The 17234-nt window shown below is 57.2% G+C and carries 13 protein-coding genes; 7 read left to right on the top strand and 6 right to left on the bottom strand.

Annotation, left to right across the window (positions count from 1 at the left end; genetic code table 11):
* Window positions 1-101: 101 nt before the first annotated feature.
* Together R3F50_07615 and R3F50_07620 are read right to left on the bottom strand one after the other, a co-directional pair.
* Complete coding sequence (locus tag R3F50_07615; GenBank protein MEZ5490172.1) at window positions 102-1799, bottom strand: amidohydrolase; 1698 nt, start codon at window positions 1797-1799, stop codon at window positions 102-104.
* Window positions 1800-1823: 24 nt separating this feature from the next.
* Complete coding sequence (locus tag R3F50_07620) at window positions 1824-3173, bottom strand: aminotransferase (protein MEZ5490173.1); 1350 nt, start codon at window positions 3171-3173, stop codon at window positions 1824-1826.
* Between the two features lie 134 nt (window positions 3174-3307).
* Here R3F50_07620 and R3F50_07625 point away from each other — a divergent pair, with 134 nt between their 5' ends.
* The 3 genes from R3F50_07625 (at window position 3308) to R3F50_07635 (ending at window position 8364) form a co-directional block, all read left to right on the top strand.
* Window positions 3308-4186, top strand: coding sequence for an SDR family oxidoreductase (locus R3F50_07625; GenBank protein ID MEZ5490174.1), 879 nt, complete (start codon window positions 3308-3310; stop codon window positions 4184-4186).
* A 360-nt stretch (window positions 4187-4546) separates the two neighbouring features.
* A complete protein-coding gene (locus R3F50_07630) occupies window positions 4547-6199 on the top strand; it encodes an amidase family protein (protein MEZ5490175.1) in 1653 nt (550 codons plus the stop codon).
* 248 nt (window positions 6200-6447) lie between these two features.
* Window positions 6448-8364 carry a PQQ-binding-like beta-propeller repeat protein gene (locus R3F50_07635; GenBank protein ID MEZ5490176.1) on the top strand — a complete coding sequence of 639 codons (1917 nt, stop codon included), beginning with the start codon at window positions 6448-6450 and terminating at the stop codon, window positions 8362-8364.
* A gap of 161 nt (window positions 8365-8525) precedes the next feature.
* Here the strand turns inward: R3F50_07635 and R3F50_07640 are convergent, their stop codons facing one another.
* The 4 genes from R3F50_07640 to R3F50_07655 all read right to left on the bottom strand — a co-directional run bounded on the left by R3F50_07640 (window position 8526) and on the right by R3F50_07655 (window position 13166).
* Complete coding sequence (locus R3F50_07640; protein ID MEZ5490177.1) at window positions 8526-9491, bottom strand: tetratricopeptide repeat protein; 966 nt, start codon at window positions 9489-9491, stop codon at window positions 8526-8528.
* 313 nt (window positions 9492-9804) lie between these two features.
* Window positions 9805-10188, bottom strand: a complete 384-nt coding sequence (locus R3F50_07645; GenBank protein ID MEZ5490178.1) for a hypothetical protein — start codon at window positions 10186-10188, stop codon at window positions 9805-9807.
* 18 nt (window positions 10189-10206) lie between these two features.
* Window positions 10207-10680 (bottom strand): hypothetical protein, encoded by a 474-nt coding sequence (locus tag R3F50_07650; GenBank protein MEZ5490179.1) that lies wholly within the window; start codon window positions 10678-10680, stop codon window positions 10207-10209.
* Between the two features lie 119 nt (window positions 10681-10799).
* On the bottom strand, window positions 10800-13166 hold the full coding sequence (locus R3F50_07655) for a membrane-bound PQQ-dependent dehydrogenase, glucose/quinate/shikimate family (GenBank protein MEZ5490180.1): 2367 nt from the start codon (window positions 13164-13166) through the stop codon (window positions 10800-10802).
* A gap of 420 nt (window positions 13167-13586) precedes the next feature.
* Between R3F50_07655 and R3F50_07660 the strand changes: the two genes are divergently transcribed.
* From R3F50_07660 to R3F50_07675, 4 genes are all read left to right on the top strand, one after another.
* Entirely contained in the window at window positions 13587-14459 is an 873-nt protein-coding gene (locus R3F50_07660) for a hypothetical protein (protein ID MEZ5490181.1), read from the top strand.
* Between the two features lie 150 nt (window positions 14460-14609).
* Complete coding sequence (locus R3F50_07665; protein ID MEZ5490182.1) at window positions 14610-15152, top strand: carboxymuconolactone decarboxylase family protein; 543 nt, start codon at window positions 14610-14612, stop codon at window positions 15150-15152.
* A gap of 4 nt (window positions 15153-15156) precedes the next feature.
* Window positions 15157-16113 carry a D-2-hydroxyacid dehydrogenase gene (locus R3F50_07670; protein ID MEZ5490183.1) on the top strand — a complete coding sequence of 319 codons (957 nt, stop codon included), beginning with the start codon at window positions 15157-15159 and terminating at the stop codon, window positions 16111-16113.
* A gap of 499 nt (window positions 16114-16612) precedes the next feature.
* Window positions 16613-17191, top strand: coding sequence for a histidine kinase (locus R3F50_07675; GenBank protein MEZ5490184.1), 579 nt, complete (start codon window positions 16613-16615; stop codon window positions 17189-17191).
* Window positions 17192-17234: the final 43 nt, after the last annotated feature.

The following is a 17234-nucleotide window of genomic DNA, read 5'->3' on the forward strand; positions in this document are numbered from 1 at the left end:
CGCCTGCGCTGACTGGCCAGCCAGCAACAGGCTGCACAGAAGGAATGAGCAAAGATTTTTAAGCATGAGGCCGCCTCTGCCTTGATTCCCGCCGGGAACAATTATTGTTGGTAAACCAGCTCGCCATTCACCCAGGTCTGTTCGATCGCAACATCCATGATCTGTTCCGGGTCAATGGTAAGCAGATCGTCTGAGAGTACGATCATGTCGGCAAACTTGCCCGGCTCCAATGAACCTTTCACCGCTTCCTCGCGATTCAGGTAGGCCCCGAGAATCGTGTACCCGCGAATGGCTTCCTCCATGGTGATGGCTTCATCAGGGCCATAGACCTGGCCACTCATGCCTTTGCGGGTCACTGCTGCATACAGCCCTACCAACGGGCCGATTGGCAGAATGTCGCTGGATATTGCCACTGTGATGCCATGATCCATGGGGCTGCGTAATGGATTGTTATGCTGCAAACGCCAGCCGTCCAGATTTTCCGCGTAGCGACCCTCAAGGGTATAGGTGAAGTTAGGCTGCTGCGTGATATGGATGTCATGTTCGGCCATCAGTTCCATGGTAATTTCGGGAGGGCGCATGGAAAAATGATTCAGGTAGTGGCGATGGTCTGCACGGGGATTTCTTTCCAGAGTGTCCGCCAGGGTATTGACCACCAGGACAATAGCGGCGTCGCCGATGGCATGAATGCCCATTTGCCAGCCGGCATCGTGTATTTCATTGAGCAGGGCCACCAGTTCGCCCTCTGGCATGTTCAGATAGCCCCGATACTCGCCCTGGTTCACATAGGGCTCCAGCGTGTAGGCGGCCGGGCCGGTAAACCCGCCGTCGGCGAAAACCTTGATGGGGCCGATTTTCAGGAATTCGGTGCCGTCACCGACCCGGGCTTTCAGATCGTTGATGGTTTCCGGATTGCGCCATTGAAACTGCAGCGCTGCCCGCGGCAGCGGAAGATCTGCGTTTGCGTAAAGATCTTCGAACATCAGGTAATCGTTAGTGGTTTTGGAGGCATCGATGATGCTGGTGATTCCCTTGGCCAATAAGGCATTCAGATTGACCTCCAGGCTGGCGATCAGTTCCTCGTAGGTGGAGTCAGGGACCAGGCGCCCGACAATTTCCTGGCGCTCTCTGATGATGCCATTCAATTCCCCGTTGTCATCCCGCTCAATAACACCACCTTCCGGTTGCGGGGTTTCAAGAGTAACGTCGGCCAGTTCCAGCGCCAGGGTGTTGACCACGGCACTGTGGCCTCCGGCGCGGGTCAGGGTGACCGGGTTGTTGGGTGCCACCTCGTCCAGATCCCGGCGCAGTGGCCGTCGACCCTCCGCCAGTTCGTCCTCTGACCATCCGTAACCGGTAATCCACTCGCCTTCGCCGATCTCCTCGACCTTGGCGCTGATCAACGCCTGTATTTCGGCAATGGACTCCACCTCACTGAGTTCAATGTAGCGCTGTGGGCGCCCCCGGATATGGATATGGGAGTCGATGAAACCGGGCATCAACGTCTTGCCCTCCAGGTCCACCAACCGGTCTGACTCATAACGATTGGCCAACTCACTGCCACCGGTGGCCACGATACGCCCATCGTCGACGACCACGGTATTGTGGATGGAGAAATTTCCGTCTACCGTCAGCACCTTGCCGTTGGTCAGAATGAGATCGACGCCCCTGGTTTCCCGGGTATCTGCCGTGTCAGTTGAATTCTGCTGCGGTTCCTGCGGACCGCAACCGGCCAGCAGTAGACCGAATAAAAACGTGGTGAGTATTGCGGGTAGCCGAATGCTGATCTTCTTGTTCATGTGATACCTCGCTGGTTATTACAGTCAGGATGCTGACAGATTTTCCTTTTGCACATACGCTGCCGTGTCGTCCAGTGCCTTACTGAACAGGTGAATCATCTCGTCTATCTGCTCTATGCTGATAATCAGCGGCGGACAGAAAGCCAGGCAGTTGCCACTGACTGCCCTGGTTAACAGGCCGTGATTCTGGCAGAACTGTTTGGCCATGGCTCCAACCCGGCCATCGACAAAGCCCCGCCTGGTCCGTTTGTCGGCTACCAGTTCCACGGCGGCGATCAGGCCCTTGCCGCGCACTTCGCCCACCAACGGATGCTCACTGAATTCCCGCAGGCGTGACTGCATGTGCCGGCCCACCGCAGCGGCATGGGCAAACAGTCCGTCACGCTGATAAATCTCAATGGCCTTCGATGCAGCGGCACAGGCCACTGGATGGCCGGTATAGGTGTATCCGTGCCCGAAGACGCCAACCTGGGCGCTGGGTTCCTGCATGGCTTCATACATAAAGTCGGGGATTATGGCCGCACTGATGGGGATATAGGCTGATGACAGCTGCTTGGCGAGGCTCATCAGTTGCGGTTTGATGCCCATGGTATTGCTGCCGAAGTCGTTACCGGTCCTGCCAAAGCCGCAGATTACCTCATCGGCCCAGAACAGGATGTCGTACTCTGCCAGTAATTTTTCCAGCGCCGGAAAGTAGCTGTCGGGTGCCACCACCACGCCGGCGGCACCGCCTATGGGTTCGGCAACAAAGGCAGCAATGGTTTCCGGCCCTTCCTGTTCGATCTGTACTCGCAGCCCGGCCAGCAGCCTGGTCACGAAAGCCTCCTCGGTTTCCCCGGGCTCGTGGCCGTGGTAGTAGTGCGGGGTTGCGGTTCGCAGAATACCCAGCGCCTCAACAGGGATATCGAAATGGGTATGCATGGCGGGCAGGCTGGTCAGTGCGGCGGAGGCCATGGTAACGCCGTGGTAGGCACGATCCAGGGTGATGATTTTCTTTTTCCGCGGTTTGCCGATCACGTTGTGATAGTAGTGCAGCATCTTGATCTGGGAGTCGTTGGCCTCGCTGCCTGAATTGGCGAAAAACACCCTGGCGCCGTCGACCGGCACCATGGCGGTCAGTCGATCGGCCAGGTCCATGGCGACCTGGCTGGTACGGCCGCCAAACAGATGGCTGTAAGACAGAGTCTGCAACTGTTCGGTGATGGCTTCGATCAGTTCCTGGTTGCCATATCCCAGTGCCGAACACCATAATCCGGCCAGGCCCTCCAGATAGCGCTTGCCAGCGGCGTCGTAAACGTAGATACCCTCGCCGCGAACAATATTCAATTGTTCGACCTGTTTGAGGTTGGTGGTGGGATACACAAGTTTTGTCATGGGCTAGAGCATAAGTCAGCACGGGCCCGATTGCCAACATGCGGTGAAGGTTTCCCAGGTAACAGGTACTATGGCTGAACCACTCACGGTTGCATGGGCGTAAACTCGACAGCAACCCGCCACAATGGAACCCTATGAAGACTGAAAAAGATTTGCAGGACAAGATTTTTGTTGTCACCGGCGCCAACAGTGGCATCGGTTTCGAGTCGGCACGGGATTTCGCCCGCCGTGGTGCCACCGTCGTCATCCTGTGCCGCAACGAAGCACGCGGTCAGGAAGCGGTGGATACCATCAAGCAGGAAACCGGCAATCCGGACGTGTATCTTTATCTGGCTGATTTCAGTCTGCTGTCCAGTGTTGCCGAGGCAGGCAGAGCCGTGCAGAAAGACTTTCCCCGTATCGATGTGCTTTGCAACAACGCCGGCGCAGCCAACGAGAAGCGCCAGGAGACTGCAGAGGGATTTGAATTGACCTTCGCCGCCAATCACCTGGGTGGGTTTCTGCTTACCCAGTTGCTGATGCCCTCGTTACTGGCCGCCGCCGGAAAAGACCATGCCCGCATCGTGTTCACCAGTTCACTGGGTCACAAGAGCGGGCCACTGGACTTCGACGACCTGAATATGCGAAAGGGTTACCGTGGCCTGAAAGCCTACGGGCGATCCAAACTGATGAACCTGTTAACCGCCCGCGAGCTGGACCAGCGCTATCGGGACCAGGGTATTGTGGCCAGTTCCTTTCATCCGGGTGCTGTGCGCACGCCCATCTGGTCCAAGGGCGGTGTATCCGGCCGGTTGCTGGGTCTCCTGCTTTACCCGTTCATGATCAGTATTGAGAAAGGCGCTGACACCATGATCTGGCTGGCCAGTTCCACGGATGATCTGTCGCGCCATGCCAATGGACACTATTATTTCAAGCGTAAGAGACCGTCCATTGCTTCCTTTGCTACCGACGAGGCAGCCCACAGACTCTGGAGCGTCAGCCTGGAACTGGTGCAACCCTTTCTGAACGAATGATTGCCCCTTGCTGGGGCGGCTCGACCTGAAACCTGCCGGTTTGGCACCAAAGCGGGGCGATAGTCCTGTCAGCAATAAAAAACTCCACTACACCAGTCACCTGGCATTGACACTGTGATTAAAAAATTCATATTGTCGGTGTCACGGTCGGTAGAAAGTCTTATCCACACAGCTGCCGAGACAGGCGTTCCTCGATGGTTGCTCATTCAGACCACCGGTTAACCGGCCAGGGCCTGTCGGCGCCGAATGTCACTCTGTTTCTCTGTCAGCCAGCGTGGCCAGTAAAAACTGCAGGAACAGTGGCTCAATAAAGCGCAATAAATAGAGCGAAACAAATAAAGCGAAACAAAGAGGAATATTATGAACAGCGGAGCGGGGTGTCGGGTAGCGCGGGGCAGGGCGAGTGGCAGCCTGAAGAAGTACCGTTCCAGATTCCTGCTATGGTTTCTGCTGGCTTCTTGTTCGGGCCTTAGTCTGGCGGCGGAGCTGCAACTTACCGATGCAACCATAGCTGATTTAAACGCGGCGATGGATGCGGGCACGCTGAACTCTGTGCAGCTGGTTGAAATGTTTCAAAGTCGCATAGCCGCCTATGACAAGCAGGGGCCGGCCATCAACGCCGTGCTGACACTGAATCCGGATGCGCTGGATCAGGCGCGTCTGCTGGATCTGGAGAGGCAGCAGAACGGGCGGCGGTCGCCATTACACGGCATCCCCATTGTGCTTAAAGACAACATGGATACCCGGGACCTGCCCACCACCGCCGGTTCTTTTCTGCTTAAGGGTTCGATCCCTCCGGATGATGGGTTTATCGTGAAAAAACTGCGTGACGCCGGCGCGATCATACTGGCCAAAGTCAATATGAGCGAATTCGCCTCCGGTGGGGCGCTGAATTCCCTGGGTGGACCGACATTTAACCCCCATGACACGTCACGTACCCCGGCCGGTTCGTCCGGGGGTACCGGTGCCGCCATCGCAGCCGGCTATGCCATGATGGGGCTGGGAACCGACACCGGGGGTTCGGTGCGTGGACCCTCCTCGGCCAATGGTATTGTGGGGTTGAAAACCACACATGGTCTGCTCAGTCGCGACGGAGTCGTGCCCCTGGCCCTGTCCTTCGATACGGTCGGTCCAATGGCGCGCAGCGTCTATGACGTAGCTGTGGCTCTGGGTGTGATGACTGGCATCGATAGAGCCGATCCCTCGACGTCAAAAAGCTTCGGGAAATTTGAGACCGACTATACCCGCTACCTGGACGCTGACGCCTTGAGCGGCGCCAGAATCGGCGTCGCCAGAGTATTCATGGGCAGCGATAATGAAGTCGACTGGATCGTCGAGTCAGCGTTACAGACCCTGCGTGATGCCGGCGCCGAAGTCGTGGACGTGACGATACCTGATTGGCTCATGGATGTGCGCGGCCGGTTCTATCAGACGATCCGCTACCGTGAGTTTCGCGCCCAGATCGCCGATTATCTCGCTACCCTGGGGTCGGATTATCCCAAGTCTCTCGATGAACTCATCAAACAGTCCATGGCGCTTACCGCGCGAAGGGAAGACGGGGCTATTCCAAATCCTGGCAGATGGAATCTCATGATGAGGGAAGACGCGAGCGGCGAACTCAGCGACGCTGAATACATAGCCGTGCGAGACCATGCGCTACCGCTGGTACGCAGCGTGCTGGAAGGCATCCTGCGTGAAAATGAACTGGACGCGATCGTCTATCCCACATCGACGACCAGGCCCGGCAGGGTGGACCCCGATCCTGATCCCGATAGTGCTCCGGGCGGTGGTGAATCTCCGGTGACGTTGGCAAACATGTCAGGGTTTCCCGATATGATAGTACCGGCGGGTTTTACCGCCCGTGGTCTACCCATAACTCTTTCTTTTCTCGGTCCCGCTTTCAGTGAACCACGGTTGCTGGGGCTCGGCTATGCCTTTGAGCAACGGACCCACGCCAGGCGATTGCCTGCGCATACGCCGGTTTTACCCGGTGAGTTGATTACCATTGAGTAGCTGAGTGGCCAAGAAATAGAGAAACACAGAAACACAGAAACAACAGAAAACAAGAACCCAAGAAATTGAAGAATCAGGTCGTCCAGTCACTGGTTTAACTCATTGATCAGAGGCTCCTCAAGTCTCTACAAGAGCGTAGATCAGGCTTCTTGAAACGCAACATGCAGCAACTGTAAAGTGTTGGAGAGCTGTTGGCTGCAGTGACACCACTGTGGGTAGAAGTGGCTTTGAACTAAAAGGAGTTCATCATGGTTAGATTGTTTCCTTGCGTGATGCTGGCACTCGTCAGCGTTTCGATTCAGGCGGCCGAAGAAACGAGCGGCTGGCCCTACTGGGGTGGCACCAGGGAGTTTAATCGGTATTCCAGCCTCGATCAGATCAACGCAGACAATGTGGCCGATCTGCAAATCGCCTGGCGGCGGCCGGCATTGGACCCTTCTCTCCAGAACGCGTTCCCGGAAATTCGCGTGTCCGGTAATCTCCGCTCTACGCCGATTCTCCTCGATGGCCTGCTCTATGCGACTAACGCCGTCGGCCTGGTCGAAGCATTCGATCCCGCCACCGGAGAGACAATCTGGATACAGCAGCCGATTGCCCCGACTCTGGAAGAAATGAGAGGTCAGAGTACCCGGGGTATTGATTATTGGACCGATGGGTCCAGTAATCACCTGTTGGTAGTCAGAAATAATTACCTTTTCTCGCTGGATGCGGCAACAGGCCAGCCGATCCCGGGGTTCGGCATCGACGGTCGCGTCAACCTGGTGCCTGACTCCGCCGAGCGATTCTCCTTCATTTCCGGCGGTCCGATAGTGGTCAACGATGTCGTCGTAGTGGCGGGTACTCTCGATGGCGCGGGAGACAGTGGCCGGTTATGGCGGGGGGTCGCTTCGGAAGATGTGCGTGGTTACGATGTCAGAACCGGGGAACACCTCTGGACCTTTCATGCGGTTCCCAGGGAAGGCGAATTCGGCACCGACACCTGGGGCAATGAATCCTGGCGGGAGTCCGGGGACCTGGGGTCCTGGTGTTGCCTCAGTGCCGACGAGTCACTGGGCTATGTTTACGTGCCATTCACGGCCCCAACAGCCGCCTACTACGGTGGTCATCGGCCAGGCGACAACCTTTTCTCCAACAGCCTGGTTGCGATCGACGTCGCAACCGGCGAGCGCGTCTGGCATTTCCAGATGGTCCATCACGATGTTTGGGAATACGACAACATCGGGCCTCCGGTACTCGGAGAAATAACGGTCGAGGGCAAAACCATCCAGGCAGTGATGCAGGCCAACAAGACCGGCTGGGTGTATGTCTTTGACCGGGTCAGCGGCGAGCCGGTCTGGCCTATCGAGGAGCGGCCGGTGCCGCAGTCCGATGTGCCGGGCGAAGTATTGTCTCCTACCCAGCCCTTTCCTACCAAACCGGCAGCCATCGCCACCCAGGGCATCACGGCAGCGGATATTATCGACTTTCCGGAAATAGGGCAGATTGCCCGTGCGACGGCGGCGAATTTCGTCACCGGGCCGATTTTTACGCCGCCCACTCTGGCCAGCGAGCAGGTGGGTGGTACCCAGGGAACCCTGATGCTGCCGGGTTCGTGGGGCTCGGCAAACTGGAACACCGGTGCGTTCGATCCCGAAACCGGGTATTACTTCGGAGTGACGCATGATGTACCACGGGTTTATCGCCTTGAGGAGGCGACCCAGGAGGATACCGAAATGGCCTACTGGAGCCCGAACAGGGATGCGCCCTATATAGACGGTATACCCCTGACCAGGCCACCCTGGGGCAGGATTACCGCAATCGACATGAATACCGGTGAGCACGTCTGGCAGGTTGCCAATGGCGACTCATTGAGCGACCACCCGGCGCTGAGAAATCTCGACCTGCCGATGTTGGGTATTGCCAGCCGGCCGGTGGCGCTGGTGACCAAAACTTTGCTGTTTCTGGGCGATGGCAGCAACGTGTACGGTGGAACCCAGCCCAATATGTGGGGCAGAATGTTCCGCGCCTTCGATAAGACCACCGGCGATATAGTGTGGGAAATGGCGCTCCCCTCAGGCACTACCGGAGGCCCCATGAGTTACCTGCATGAGGGCAGGCAGTACATCGTGGTAGCGGTCGGTAACCTGGGTTCGGCAGCGGAGTGGATTGCGCTGGCACTGGATTAGGGCGGTTCTCGTCGAGTAGCGCAATACGCTGCTCGGGCGACAAACTCCCTGGGAGGTCATAGTCATTGCCATACCTCAATCTGTCCGGGCAGTGCAGAAAACGCCACGCCAGGCTCCCATGATGCCTGGGCTGGCAGGCGGCGGCGGGCGAACCAGGATTCTCAGCGATGTGCCAGCGGCGTGCCCTGGGCACAGCAGGCGGCGAACGAATGGGTTTTGAATTCCCTGAACTCAGCCTGCAGAGCGTGAATTTCGGTCAGCACGCTGTCCCGCTGATCTGCAAGCGCGACCGGGTGTTGCGCCAGTAACCGGCCAAGGTTCTCCAGTGATCTCTCCAGCTCGCTGATACTGCGGTAGACCAGGTTGCGTCTGGTGTCTCGCTGAGACTCAGGGTAGAGGGGGTTGTCCCGTCTCACCGAAGTGCACTGACGCGCTCGGCCACCCTGGCCGTTATTCTGACAGACCTGCTGTTGGACGTAGGGATTTACCGTGCCAGGGAAAAACTGGTGGGGCGTTTCGGCCAGGGTTCTGGCCATGGCGAGATCCGCCTGGGACTTGCCCTGGTAAAGCAGAGCCAGCGCGGCGACATTTCTGGCCGGATTGTCTTTAACCCGGGCCAGGCCGGTGCGGTAAATGGTGCTTATCTCCTCCGCCTTCCAACCTCTTTCGCGCGGACCTTCGCCCAGCAGGTTTTCCCGCAGACTGCGTATTTTCCAGTCTGCCAGTTCCACCACGGCCTCCGCGTAGCGAATATCGGTGCTCTCATAGAGACGGTTCTTGAGATAAAACTGCAGCTGGTGCTGGGTATCCGCCTGCTGCCAGTCCTGCAGGGAGAGACTGCAAAGGATCAGTTTCCCGAGAAAAGGTAACTGTTGCTCGCTGTCGAGACCGAAGTTTATCCGGGTAAGTTGCAGTGCCTGCTGGTAGTTGGCGGTCGCCTTTTCGAAGTCGCCATGCTGCTGATAGATTCCGGCCAGGTCGTCATAGACCTCGATCAGGGCAGGATCGTACTGTCCCCGTTCGCTCTGCATCCTGCCGAGGGTCTGGCGGTGGTCTGCCAGTTCCTGGCTGAGTACCACTGCAGAAGGCTGTTCCAGATTGCCATAGGAACGGAATGAAGCCGGCAACTGTAAATCCTGGCCGGCACCGAGTGGCGGAACGGAAAGGCATAGAACAGGTATTAACAGACATACCCGCAAACAACCAATCCAGCGCCCCGCAGCGCTTGCGATAGTTGATTTCGACATGTGTATGCAAACCCGGGTTACGTTATTAACGCATCCCAGCCTCTCTCATTTGCATGGCTGCCGGCGGCTCTGTTTTTGTTCTTAGCCTGCCGAACAGTCCCTTTATAACACAAAACTACAGAACTCAAAATCGACAGCCCGGGCAAACAAGGGCCGTATACCGTAATGCTTCAACTTTTTTTTAATTCGGTGTTCAGTCGATCATCGGTATTCTTGTTCTCCCTTCGGCCCTGGCCAGGGCCTGTTGCTGCCGCCGACGCTCCCCTTTCCGGAGCAAGGCCTCGCGGTTGCTGGCGTCTACCCGGGCATACCGGTCCCGCCACGACTGGTCGTCACTCCACAGATAAGCCGACCTGACAGTAACGCCGGAGACGGTCGCGCTATCAAACAGGGTCATTGCCTGCCGGACAATTTCCAGTTGCATGGCCTTGTCACCCGGCTTTCCACAAGGGTTGCCCAGCGGGAAGTCAACATAGTAGAAACGCGGAACGCCGCAATATTCGATGATATCCAGCGCGGAGCCGAGTACCACGGTGGGCAGTCCGTTGACCTCCAGGTGGCGTGCGACCAGACTCACGGTCTGGTGACAGACGGGTCACAAGGGTACCAGAAGTGCCAGGTCAATCTGATCCTCTCGACAGAGCTCCAGAATTCTGGGTGCGTCGTTATCCAGGGTGAGTCGTTTGCTGTACTCGGTAGGTACGCAGAAAAACCGCCGACCCAGCTCACCTGCTGTGCCCTCAGCCACCAGCCTGTTCAGTTGCTCGATGGGAAGAAAAGTGGGGACATCGCGCGTATGGGTATTGTCTTTATCCCAGGACAGGTGATCGGTAAACAGGGCAGAGGGTGGCGGATCCACCGGAACCGCTTCCACCTGTCGATCGGCTTTGTGTTCTGTTTCAGCAGGCATGGCCGTGGTGATAATCGCCACCTTCGATTCCTTCAGGGTTCTTGTCGGCTTCGAGAACGGAATGGTTTCGAAGTGAGCCCACTGATAGTCGCTGGTATAGCCCTGGGCACGGTAGTACTGACGCGTGCGCTCCATGTAATTAATGTCGTTGTTGTTCATCGATGCTGATCCTGTCGGTACGAACTACTGCAATGGCCTTTGCGGGAAAAAACTGTGCTTTCCCGCCAGTTTCTGCCCCGTCGTGGCTGCGCGCATAACCTTGTTCAGCAGCCTGTCAGTCAGTCCGGCAAACCATAAGCGATAACCCAGCCACCGGGTACCTCTGTCTGTTCGGCGCTCCGGTCGGTAGCTGTCTCCAACTGCAGACCTCCCCCGCCATCGGGTACAGTCACCAGCACGTACTGCCTGCCGGAGGACGGGCTGACATAAGTCATGGAAGTGGCCGTGGACGAACCAGGCAGGGCGTCGGTCCAGACTTCCTCGCCGGTAAAGATATCAATAGCCCGCATGGTGCTGTCAACAACATTGCCATTGAAAATCAGCCCTCCCCCGGTAGCGACGGATCCGGCCAGGTTGTAATACATCCCCATAGGCAGGGGCAGGCCGGTAGCCAGGCCCAGGGGGCCCAGGTCTTTGGCCGTGCCAAGTGGGCGACGCCAGAGGATTTCCCGGGACACCAGATCTACCACTGCCAGCTCGCCATAGGGTGGGCGCAGGCAGGGTGCGAAGAGCGGTGACAGAAAGAAAAAGGAATAGACGCCATACGGTGTGCCGGCCTGGGCGCCGCCCACTCCCAGAAATTCATCGCCCTGCAGTTGTTCCTTGGGAATAAGCCGGACTACCGAAGGGTTGTGCAGCGCGTTCACTACCATCAGGTGATTGACTTCATCTACCGCAACTCCGCCCCAGTTGATGCCACCGGCAACGCCGGGATAATGAAATGTGCCATCGCCGGTAGTAGGAGGGGTCAGTGGTCCCTCATAACGCATCTTTTTGAACTGAGCGCGACATGCCGCGTGATCAAACGGCGTGATACCCCACATATCCCGTTCAGAGAGTCTGTCGTAATCAAAGCGGGGCATGCCGATGGAAAACGGCTGGGTGGGTGACGTCGTTTCATCTGGCAGGTCGGTCTGCGGAACCGGCAGCTCGGCCACATCCGCAATCGGCTCACCGGTTTCCCTGTCCAGCAGGAAGATCTGAGCCCGCTTGGTGGGTACAACCACTGCCTTGCGCATGTCGCCGTTGACGGGCAGGTCCACCAGGGTCGGTTGCGCCGGCACGTCGTAGTCCCAGATATCATGGTGAGTGGTTTGAAAGTGCCACCTGACTTTACCCGTGCGGGAGTCGAGAGCGACGATAGAGCTTGAATACTTCTCCATGGCTTCGCTGCGGTGACCTCCCCAATAGTCAGGCGTCGCATTGCCGGTAGGTACGTAGACCAGGCCGAGGTCTTCGTCGGCACTGGTCAGGCTCCAGACATTCGGCGTGCCGCGAGTATAGGTTTCTCCGGCGGCCGGCAGGCCGGGGCGCTCCTCGCGGCCCATGTCCCAGGCCCAGATCAGGTCGCCGGTGAGGGGGTCGAATCCTCGTATAACTCCGGAAGGCTCCTGGGTCTCCTGGTTATCCATCACCCAGCCGCCCAGTACCAGCACATCATTGGCAATGGTGGGCGGCGAGGTGACGAAGTAAAACCCGGGTTTTACCTCTCCCATACCTTCCAGCAGGTCGATTTCGCCGCCGGTGCCGAATTCCCGACAGGGCAGGCCGGTCTCCTTGTTGACCGCTACCAGCCTGGCGTCGGTGGTGGCGGTAAAGATACGCTCCGGGCAGTCATTCGTTTCTGCATCAGTCGGCGACTGGTAGTAGGTAACACCCCGACAGGTGTCCCAGAAACCGATGCGGGCGGATTGTATTTCAGGGTCAAACCGCCAGCGTTCTTCGCCGCTGTCCGGGTCCAGTGACAGGATGATGTTCTGACCGGTACACAGGTACAGACCGTTGCCAACCTGGATGGGTGTGCCTTTGAATTCTCCTGGCACGCCGGTGCGAATTTCCCAGGCTTTCTGCAATCGGCTCACATTGCCCCGGTTTATCTGGTCAGCGGCAGCATAGCGGGTACCACCTTTCGATGATCCGTAGTGTCGCCATTCCCCGGAGTCATTACGTACCTGACCGGTTCCTGGGGCCGTTGGTGTACCGACCTGGTAACCGGTGTTGGCTAAGGAAAGGGCAAGCACAAAGACTGCATAGGCCCCCAGGGTGAGTTGGGTTTCAGTTTTCTGGAACAGAGGTTCTGGTTGTGTCTGCAACAGACCGCGGCGCACTCTCGGTACCACGAACCAGAGCCCCAGTACGGTGAAAAAGGCTATCCGTGGCATCAATGGCCAGAATGCCAGGCCAGCTTCATAGAATGCCCAGAGGTAAGTGGCGATCAGGAAGCCGCCATACAATGTTGCACCGCGCCGGTCGCCCCGAAACAACAGTCCGCTGCAGAGGACCAGCGCAACTCCCGCCAGCAGGTAGTAGAATGAGCCTCCTGCCAGGATAAGCCCATAGCCCTGCCGCAGCAGTCCGATGCTGCACAGACCGATGACGATGGCCAGGAAAAGGGGTTTGGGGTAGCGGGTAATGGGCTCAGTCACAAGGTCTTCTCTCTTTTCAGTTCGTCTGCTGCAGAGACGGATGAGCCGAGGCGATACTGGCGCAGCCTCTCAATCTGCACTGCACCGTTACTTGTCTTGAAGGTCTGCGCAAACCGTCTATCCGAACCGGTCGGTGGGCTGGCGACACGACCGTATTCACTGCCTGGCTGCTGTTGTCTTTATGGGATCTTTAAGCAACATCCGCGAATATACCATTGTCTATGTCTTTCTGCCCTGTTCGTTTAAGCTACAACCCGAATTACCGCCACTTTCAGGTCGGTGGTCAGGTTGCCAGAGTGCCAGAGTGCGGTTGATGGTGAGTTGAATCCGCCTGAATCGGCGGATCGCCGGAGCCAGGCAATTGCGCTGGCGATTCTGGCTCCGACGAGCCACGGGGCAGTGAATCACGAGAGGCCTGCTATGATTTTCAGAATTCCGTCTACATTGACAGGGGGGCGAGGCCCCAAAGCCAGGCTGGTCAAAGGTCGCCAATTCGGACTGCGACAGCCAGGTAAGAAACTATTCCTGCTCGCTCTGGTTGCCTGGCTGACAGGCGCTACCCACCTGTATGCCAGTGTTATTGGCGAGGCGGCAGTCGTGGAGGCCATGAATCAGTCCGGCAGGCTGGCAACCGATATCGCCAGAGACCCCCGCAGCAGACCGGAAAAGGTAATACCTTTACTCAATCTGGAGCCGGGTGACCGGGCCCTGGACATCTTCGCCGGCGGCGGTTACTACAGTGAGCTGCTGGCCCGCGTACTGGGTCCCGAAGGCGAGGCGGTTCTGCACAACAACATGGGGTTTGAAGCCTGGGGTGTGAATGAGCTGACTGACCGGTTCTACCGTCGGAATCCTGGTAATGTGAAGCGTCACACGACCAACGGGATCAATCTGGATCTGGCCCCGGAATCGCTGGATGCCGCCCTGATAGTCATGGCTCTGCACGATCTCTATGTTGTCCCCAAGCGATATAATGGACAGGAATATGTCCCGGTGGGCGAACCCATGGATGCCGGTAATTTTCTGGAGCAGGTGTTTCTCTCGCTCAAACCGGGGGGGCGTTTCGTGGTGGTGGACCATGCCGGCGAACCCGGCATGGCCCCGGACCAGGTTGCGGACCTGCACCGGATGGAGGAAGGATTTGCCAGGCGGGAAGTGGAATCCCGTGGCTTTCGCTTCGTTACCTCGTCCACTGCGTTGCACAATCCTGACGATGATCGTCGGCGCATTGTTTTCGATGAGGACCTGCGCGGACAGACTGACCGCTTCGTGCTGGTTTTCGAAAAGCCCTGAGTTCACAGGCGGGCAGACTCTTAACAATCATCGCTAAGAATGCCAGGTGGCCCTAATAGACAGTGATTGTCCGCCAGTTCTCGAGGCAATTTAAGCAACCTATGATTAATGGTCAGAGTAAATCAGAGATTCCTGGCATGGAGCGGACCAATGAGCCGACTGAAAGAACTCGATAGAGCAGCACTGTCCCGGCAGCAGGAAGCAATCTATCAGGATATTCTGAAGTCTCGTAACGGGCGCATCGAAGGCCCGTTCAAGGCCTGGCTGCATGCACCGGAATTTGCCGATCGGGCCCAGAAGCTGGGCGCCTTCTGTCGCTATGACACGAGTCTTCCACCCCGTCTCTCAGAGTTGGCGATTCTGGTTACCGCGCGCTGGTGGCAGGCTGACGTGGAATGGCGTATTCATGAGCCAATCGCGCGAGAGGCGGGATTATCCGCAGAGCTTATCGCTTCTCTGCAGGCAGACCGGCGTCCGGTGTTTGAGCATGACGATGAGGCCGTCGTGTATGACTTCGCCAGGGAACTGTTTGACCTCCGGCGAGTCAGTGCTGCCACCTATAAGCGGGCTGTGGAGCAGTTTGGAGAAGTGGCTGTCGTCGAACTGGTCGGGGTACTTGGTTATTATGCACTGGTTGCGATGACTCTCAACGTATTCGAGGTGGAAGCGCCTTCAAGCGATGGAGCAGGGTGATTCCATGAGTCAGCACCAGTCTGATCCGCCGGCTGTTTTTGTTGCCGCCCACGATGCTGAAGCGTACCGGGATCTTATAACCGCTGAGCTTGGCGGGGCGGTGCCTGTCGACATTGCCTGTTCCAGATCCGCAGTGACAGCCGGCTACCAGGGGCAGCCGATAATCCTCGGCTCCCCGGACTACCTGACCGACCTGCTGGAGACCCGGCCCCCGGTCCAATGGGTACAGTCCACCTGGGCGGGGGTTGCGCCGTTGCTGAAATTGAATTTCAGGGATTACCAGCTGACCGGCGTTAAAGGTATTTTCGGGCCCCAGATGGCGGAATATGTGTTTTCCTATCTGCTTGCCCATGAAATCGGGATAGCGAGGCGATTCAGGGAACAACAGGCCCATCATTGGGATGACGTTGAGAGCGGCTCGTTGCGCGGCAAGGTGCTGGGTATCATGGGTACTGGTTCGATTGGTCGGTACCTGGCAAAAACCGCTCTGGCATTCGCCATGGTGCCCATTGGTTTCAACACGCGGGGTGCGTCGGTCGAACCCTTTGATGAAGTCTACTGCAGGCGATCTATCCAGCCCTTTCTGGCGCGATGTGATCACCTGGTGTCCATCCTGCCCGATACGCCCGCGACCAACAACCTGCTTGATGCCGAGGCCTTTGCTCGAATGAAAGACACTGCAGTATTGATTAACGCCGGGCGCGGCAACCTGATCGATGAGAAGGCTTTATGCCGGGCGCTTGCGGAGCAGCAACTGGCCGGTGCCGTACTGGATGTGTTCAGGCAGGAACCTTTACCACCCGACAGCCCGCTATGGGATACCCCTGAACTGAAAATTACCGGGCATATTGCCGCGGTCAGTCAGCCCCGGGATATTGTCCGCTTGTTTGCTGAAAACTATCGCCTTTTCAACGCTGGCAATGAGCTGCGGTACCTGGTGGATTTTGCCCGGGGGTATTGAGATGTCATCACTGGCCAGATAAAGGAACTGTGTTATAGTGAAACCGGTCGATAAAGGAATTTAGTGTGAGCGCAGACTCAGTCCTTCCCTGCAGGGCTCTCAGAAAAGGAGCAGTACCGGGCGTATTACTTCCTTGCCTTGTTTTATTTCTCAGTTTCAGTGCGGTTGCGGACACCGCACTGGTGGGCGATGACCGCCAGTCTGGTTACCAGTATTGCGTTGAATTACTGGATGATGTCGATTCACCGGAACCCGGTCTGCCAGGTATACCCGCTACCGATACCGTCCTGTCTTTGTCGGCTGCCATTGTCTATTATCATCCTGCCGGCGTCATCCGGTCCTGCCGATGGCTGCCTCAGCATAGCCGCGCCCCTCCAGTTACCCCCGCCTGATCACTGTTTGCCTGAGCTCCACAATCAGGAGCCACAGTAAAGTGTCAAATCAATCAATTGAAGAATGCGGTGGGCCTTTCAGGTTCAAGTTTCTGGAGTATTTATTTATGCAAAATCTACACCTTTACACAGCATTGGAAGTCGATGAACTAGCCTGGCCGGATGATTCTGCCAGCTGCAACCTGGATTCACCGGCATCGAAATTCATGGTCGACTTCAGGCAGATCAAGCCAATAGTCTATGATGCAACGACTTCCGCCGACGAGCTGAAATCTTTCATGCTCCATTCGCATATCCAGCCGATATCGGTTCTCGACTCACAATCTCACTTTGCAGGGATTGTGAGCCTGGGAGAACTCAGCGACCAGGCATTGATCAGAAAGCAGGCCGAGGGTTTCTTCCGAAAGGAAATCAAGGTAAGCGATGTCATGATTAGACGCAGGGACCTGCCGGCCTTTGATGCGGAGGAGATTCAGAGAGCGACCATTGGTGACGTGGTTTCCGCAATCAAGAAATCCGGCTGCCGCTTTGCCCTGGTACTGGACCGGCAGACTCATCAGATACAGGGGATTTTTTCGGCCGATGAGTTGTCTGAAAGGCTGCAACGCCCGATAGAGATACGGGATGAGTCGAGCTTTTACCGGGTTTTCGCCCCGGTCTCGCCCTACAGCCAACGCATCAGATAAACAGGAGGTAAACGGGATAGGGGCCGTTCCGCTGATCGCTCCC

The sequence above is a fragment of the Gammaproteobacteria bacterium genome (assembly GCA_041395725.1).
Taxonomy (GTDB): Bacteria; Pseudomonadota; Gammaproteobacteria; order Pseudomonadales; family Pseudohongiellaceae; genus NORP240.

Bases quoted from the DNA above. Each gene is read 5' to 3' on its own strand.
- R3F50_07650 (MEZ5490179.1), bottom strand. From the start codon at position 10,680: ATGAACAACAACGACATTAATTACATGGAGCGCACGCGTCAGTACTAC.
- R3F50_07615 (MEZ5490172.1), bottom strand. From the start codon at position 1,799: ATGAACAAGAAGATCAGCATTCGGCTACCCGCAATACTCACCACGTTT.
- R3F50_07670 (MEZ5490183.1), top strand. From the start codon at position 15,157: ATGAGTCAGCACCAGTCTGATCCGCCGGCTGTTTTTGTTGCCGCCCAC.
- R3F50_07635 (MEZ5490176.1), top strand. From the start codon at position 6,448: ATGGTTAGATTGTTTCCTTGCGTGATGCTGGCACTCGTCAGCGTTTCG.
- R3F50_07665 (MEZ5490182.1), top strand. From the start codon at position 14,610: ATGAGCCGACTGAAAGAACTCGATAGAGCAGCACTGTCCCGGCAGCAG.
- R3F50_07620 (MEZ5490173.1), bottom strand. From the start codon at position 3,173: ATGACAAAACTTGTGTATCCCACCACCAACCTCAAACAGGTCGAACAA.
- R3F50_07675 (MEZ5490184.1), top strand. From the start codon at position 16,613: ATGCAAAATCTACACCTTTACACAGCATTGGAAGTCGATGAACTAGCC.
- R3F50_07630 (MEZ5490175.1), top strand. From the start codon at position 4,547: ATGAACAGCGGAGCGGGGTGTCGGGTAGCGCGGGGCAGGGCGAGTGGC.
- R3F50_07625 (MEZ5490174.1), top strand. From the start codon at position 3,308: ATGAAGACTGAAAAAGATTTGCAGGACAAGATTTTTGTTGTCACCGGC.
- R3F50_07660 (MEZ5490181.1), top strand. From the start codon at position 13,587: ATGATTTTCAGAATTCCGTCTACATTGACAGGGGGGCGAGGCCCCAAA.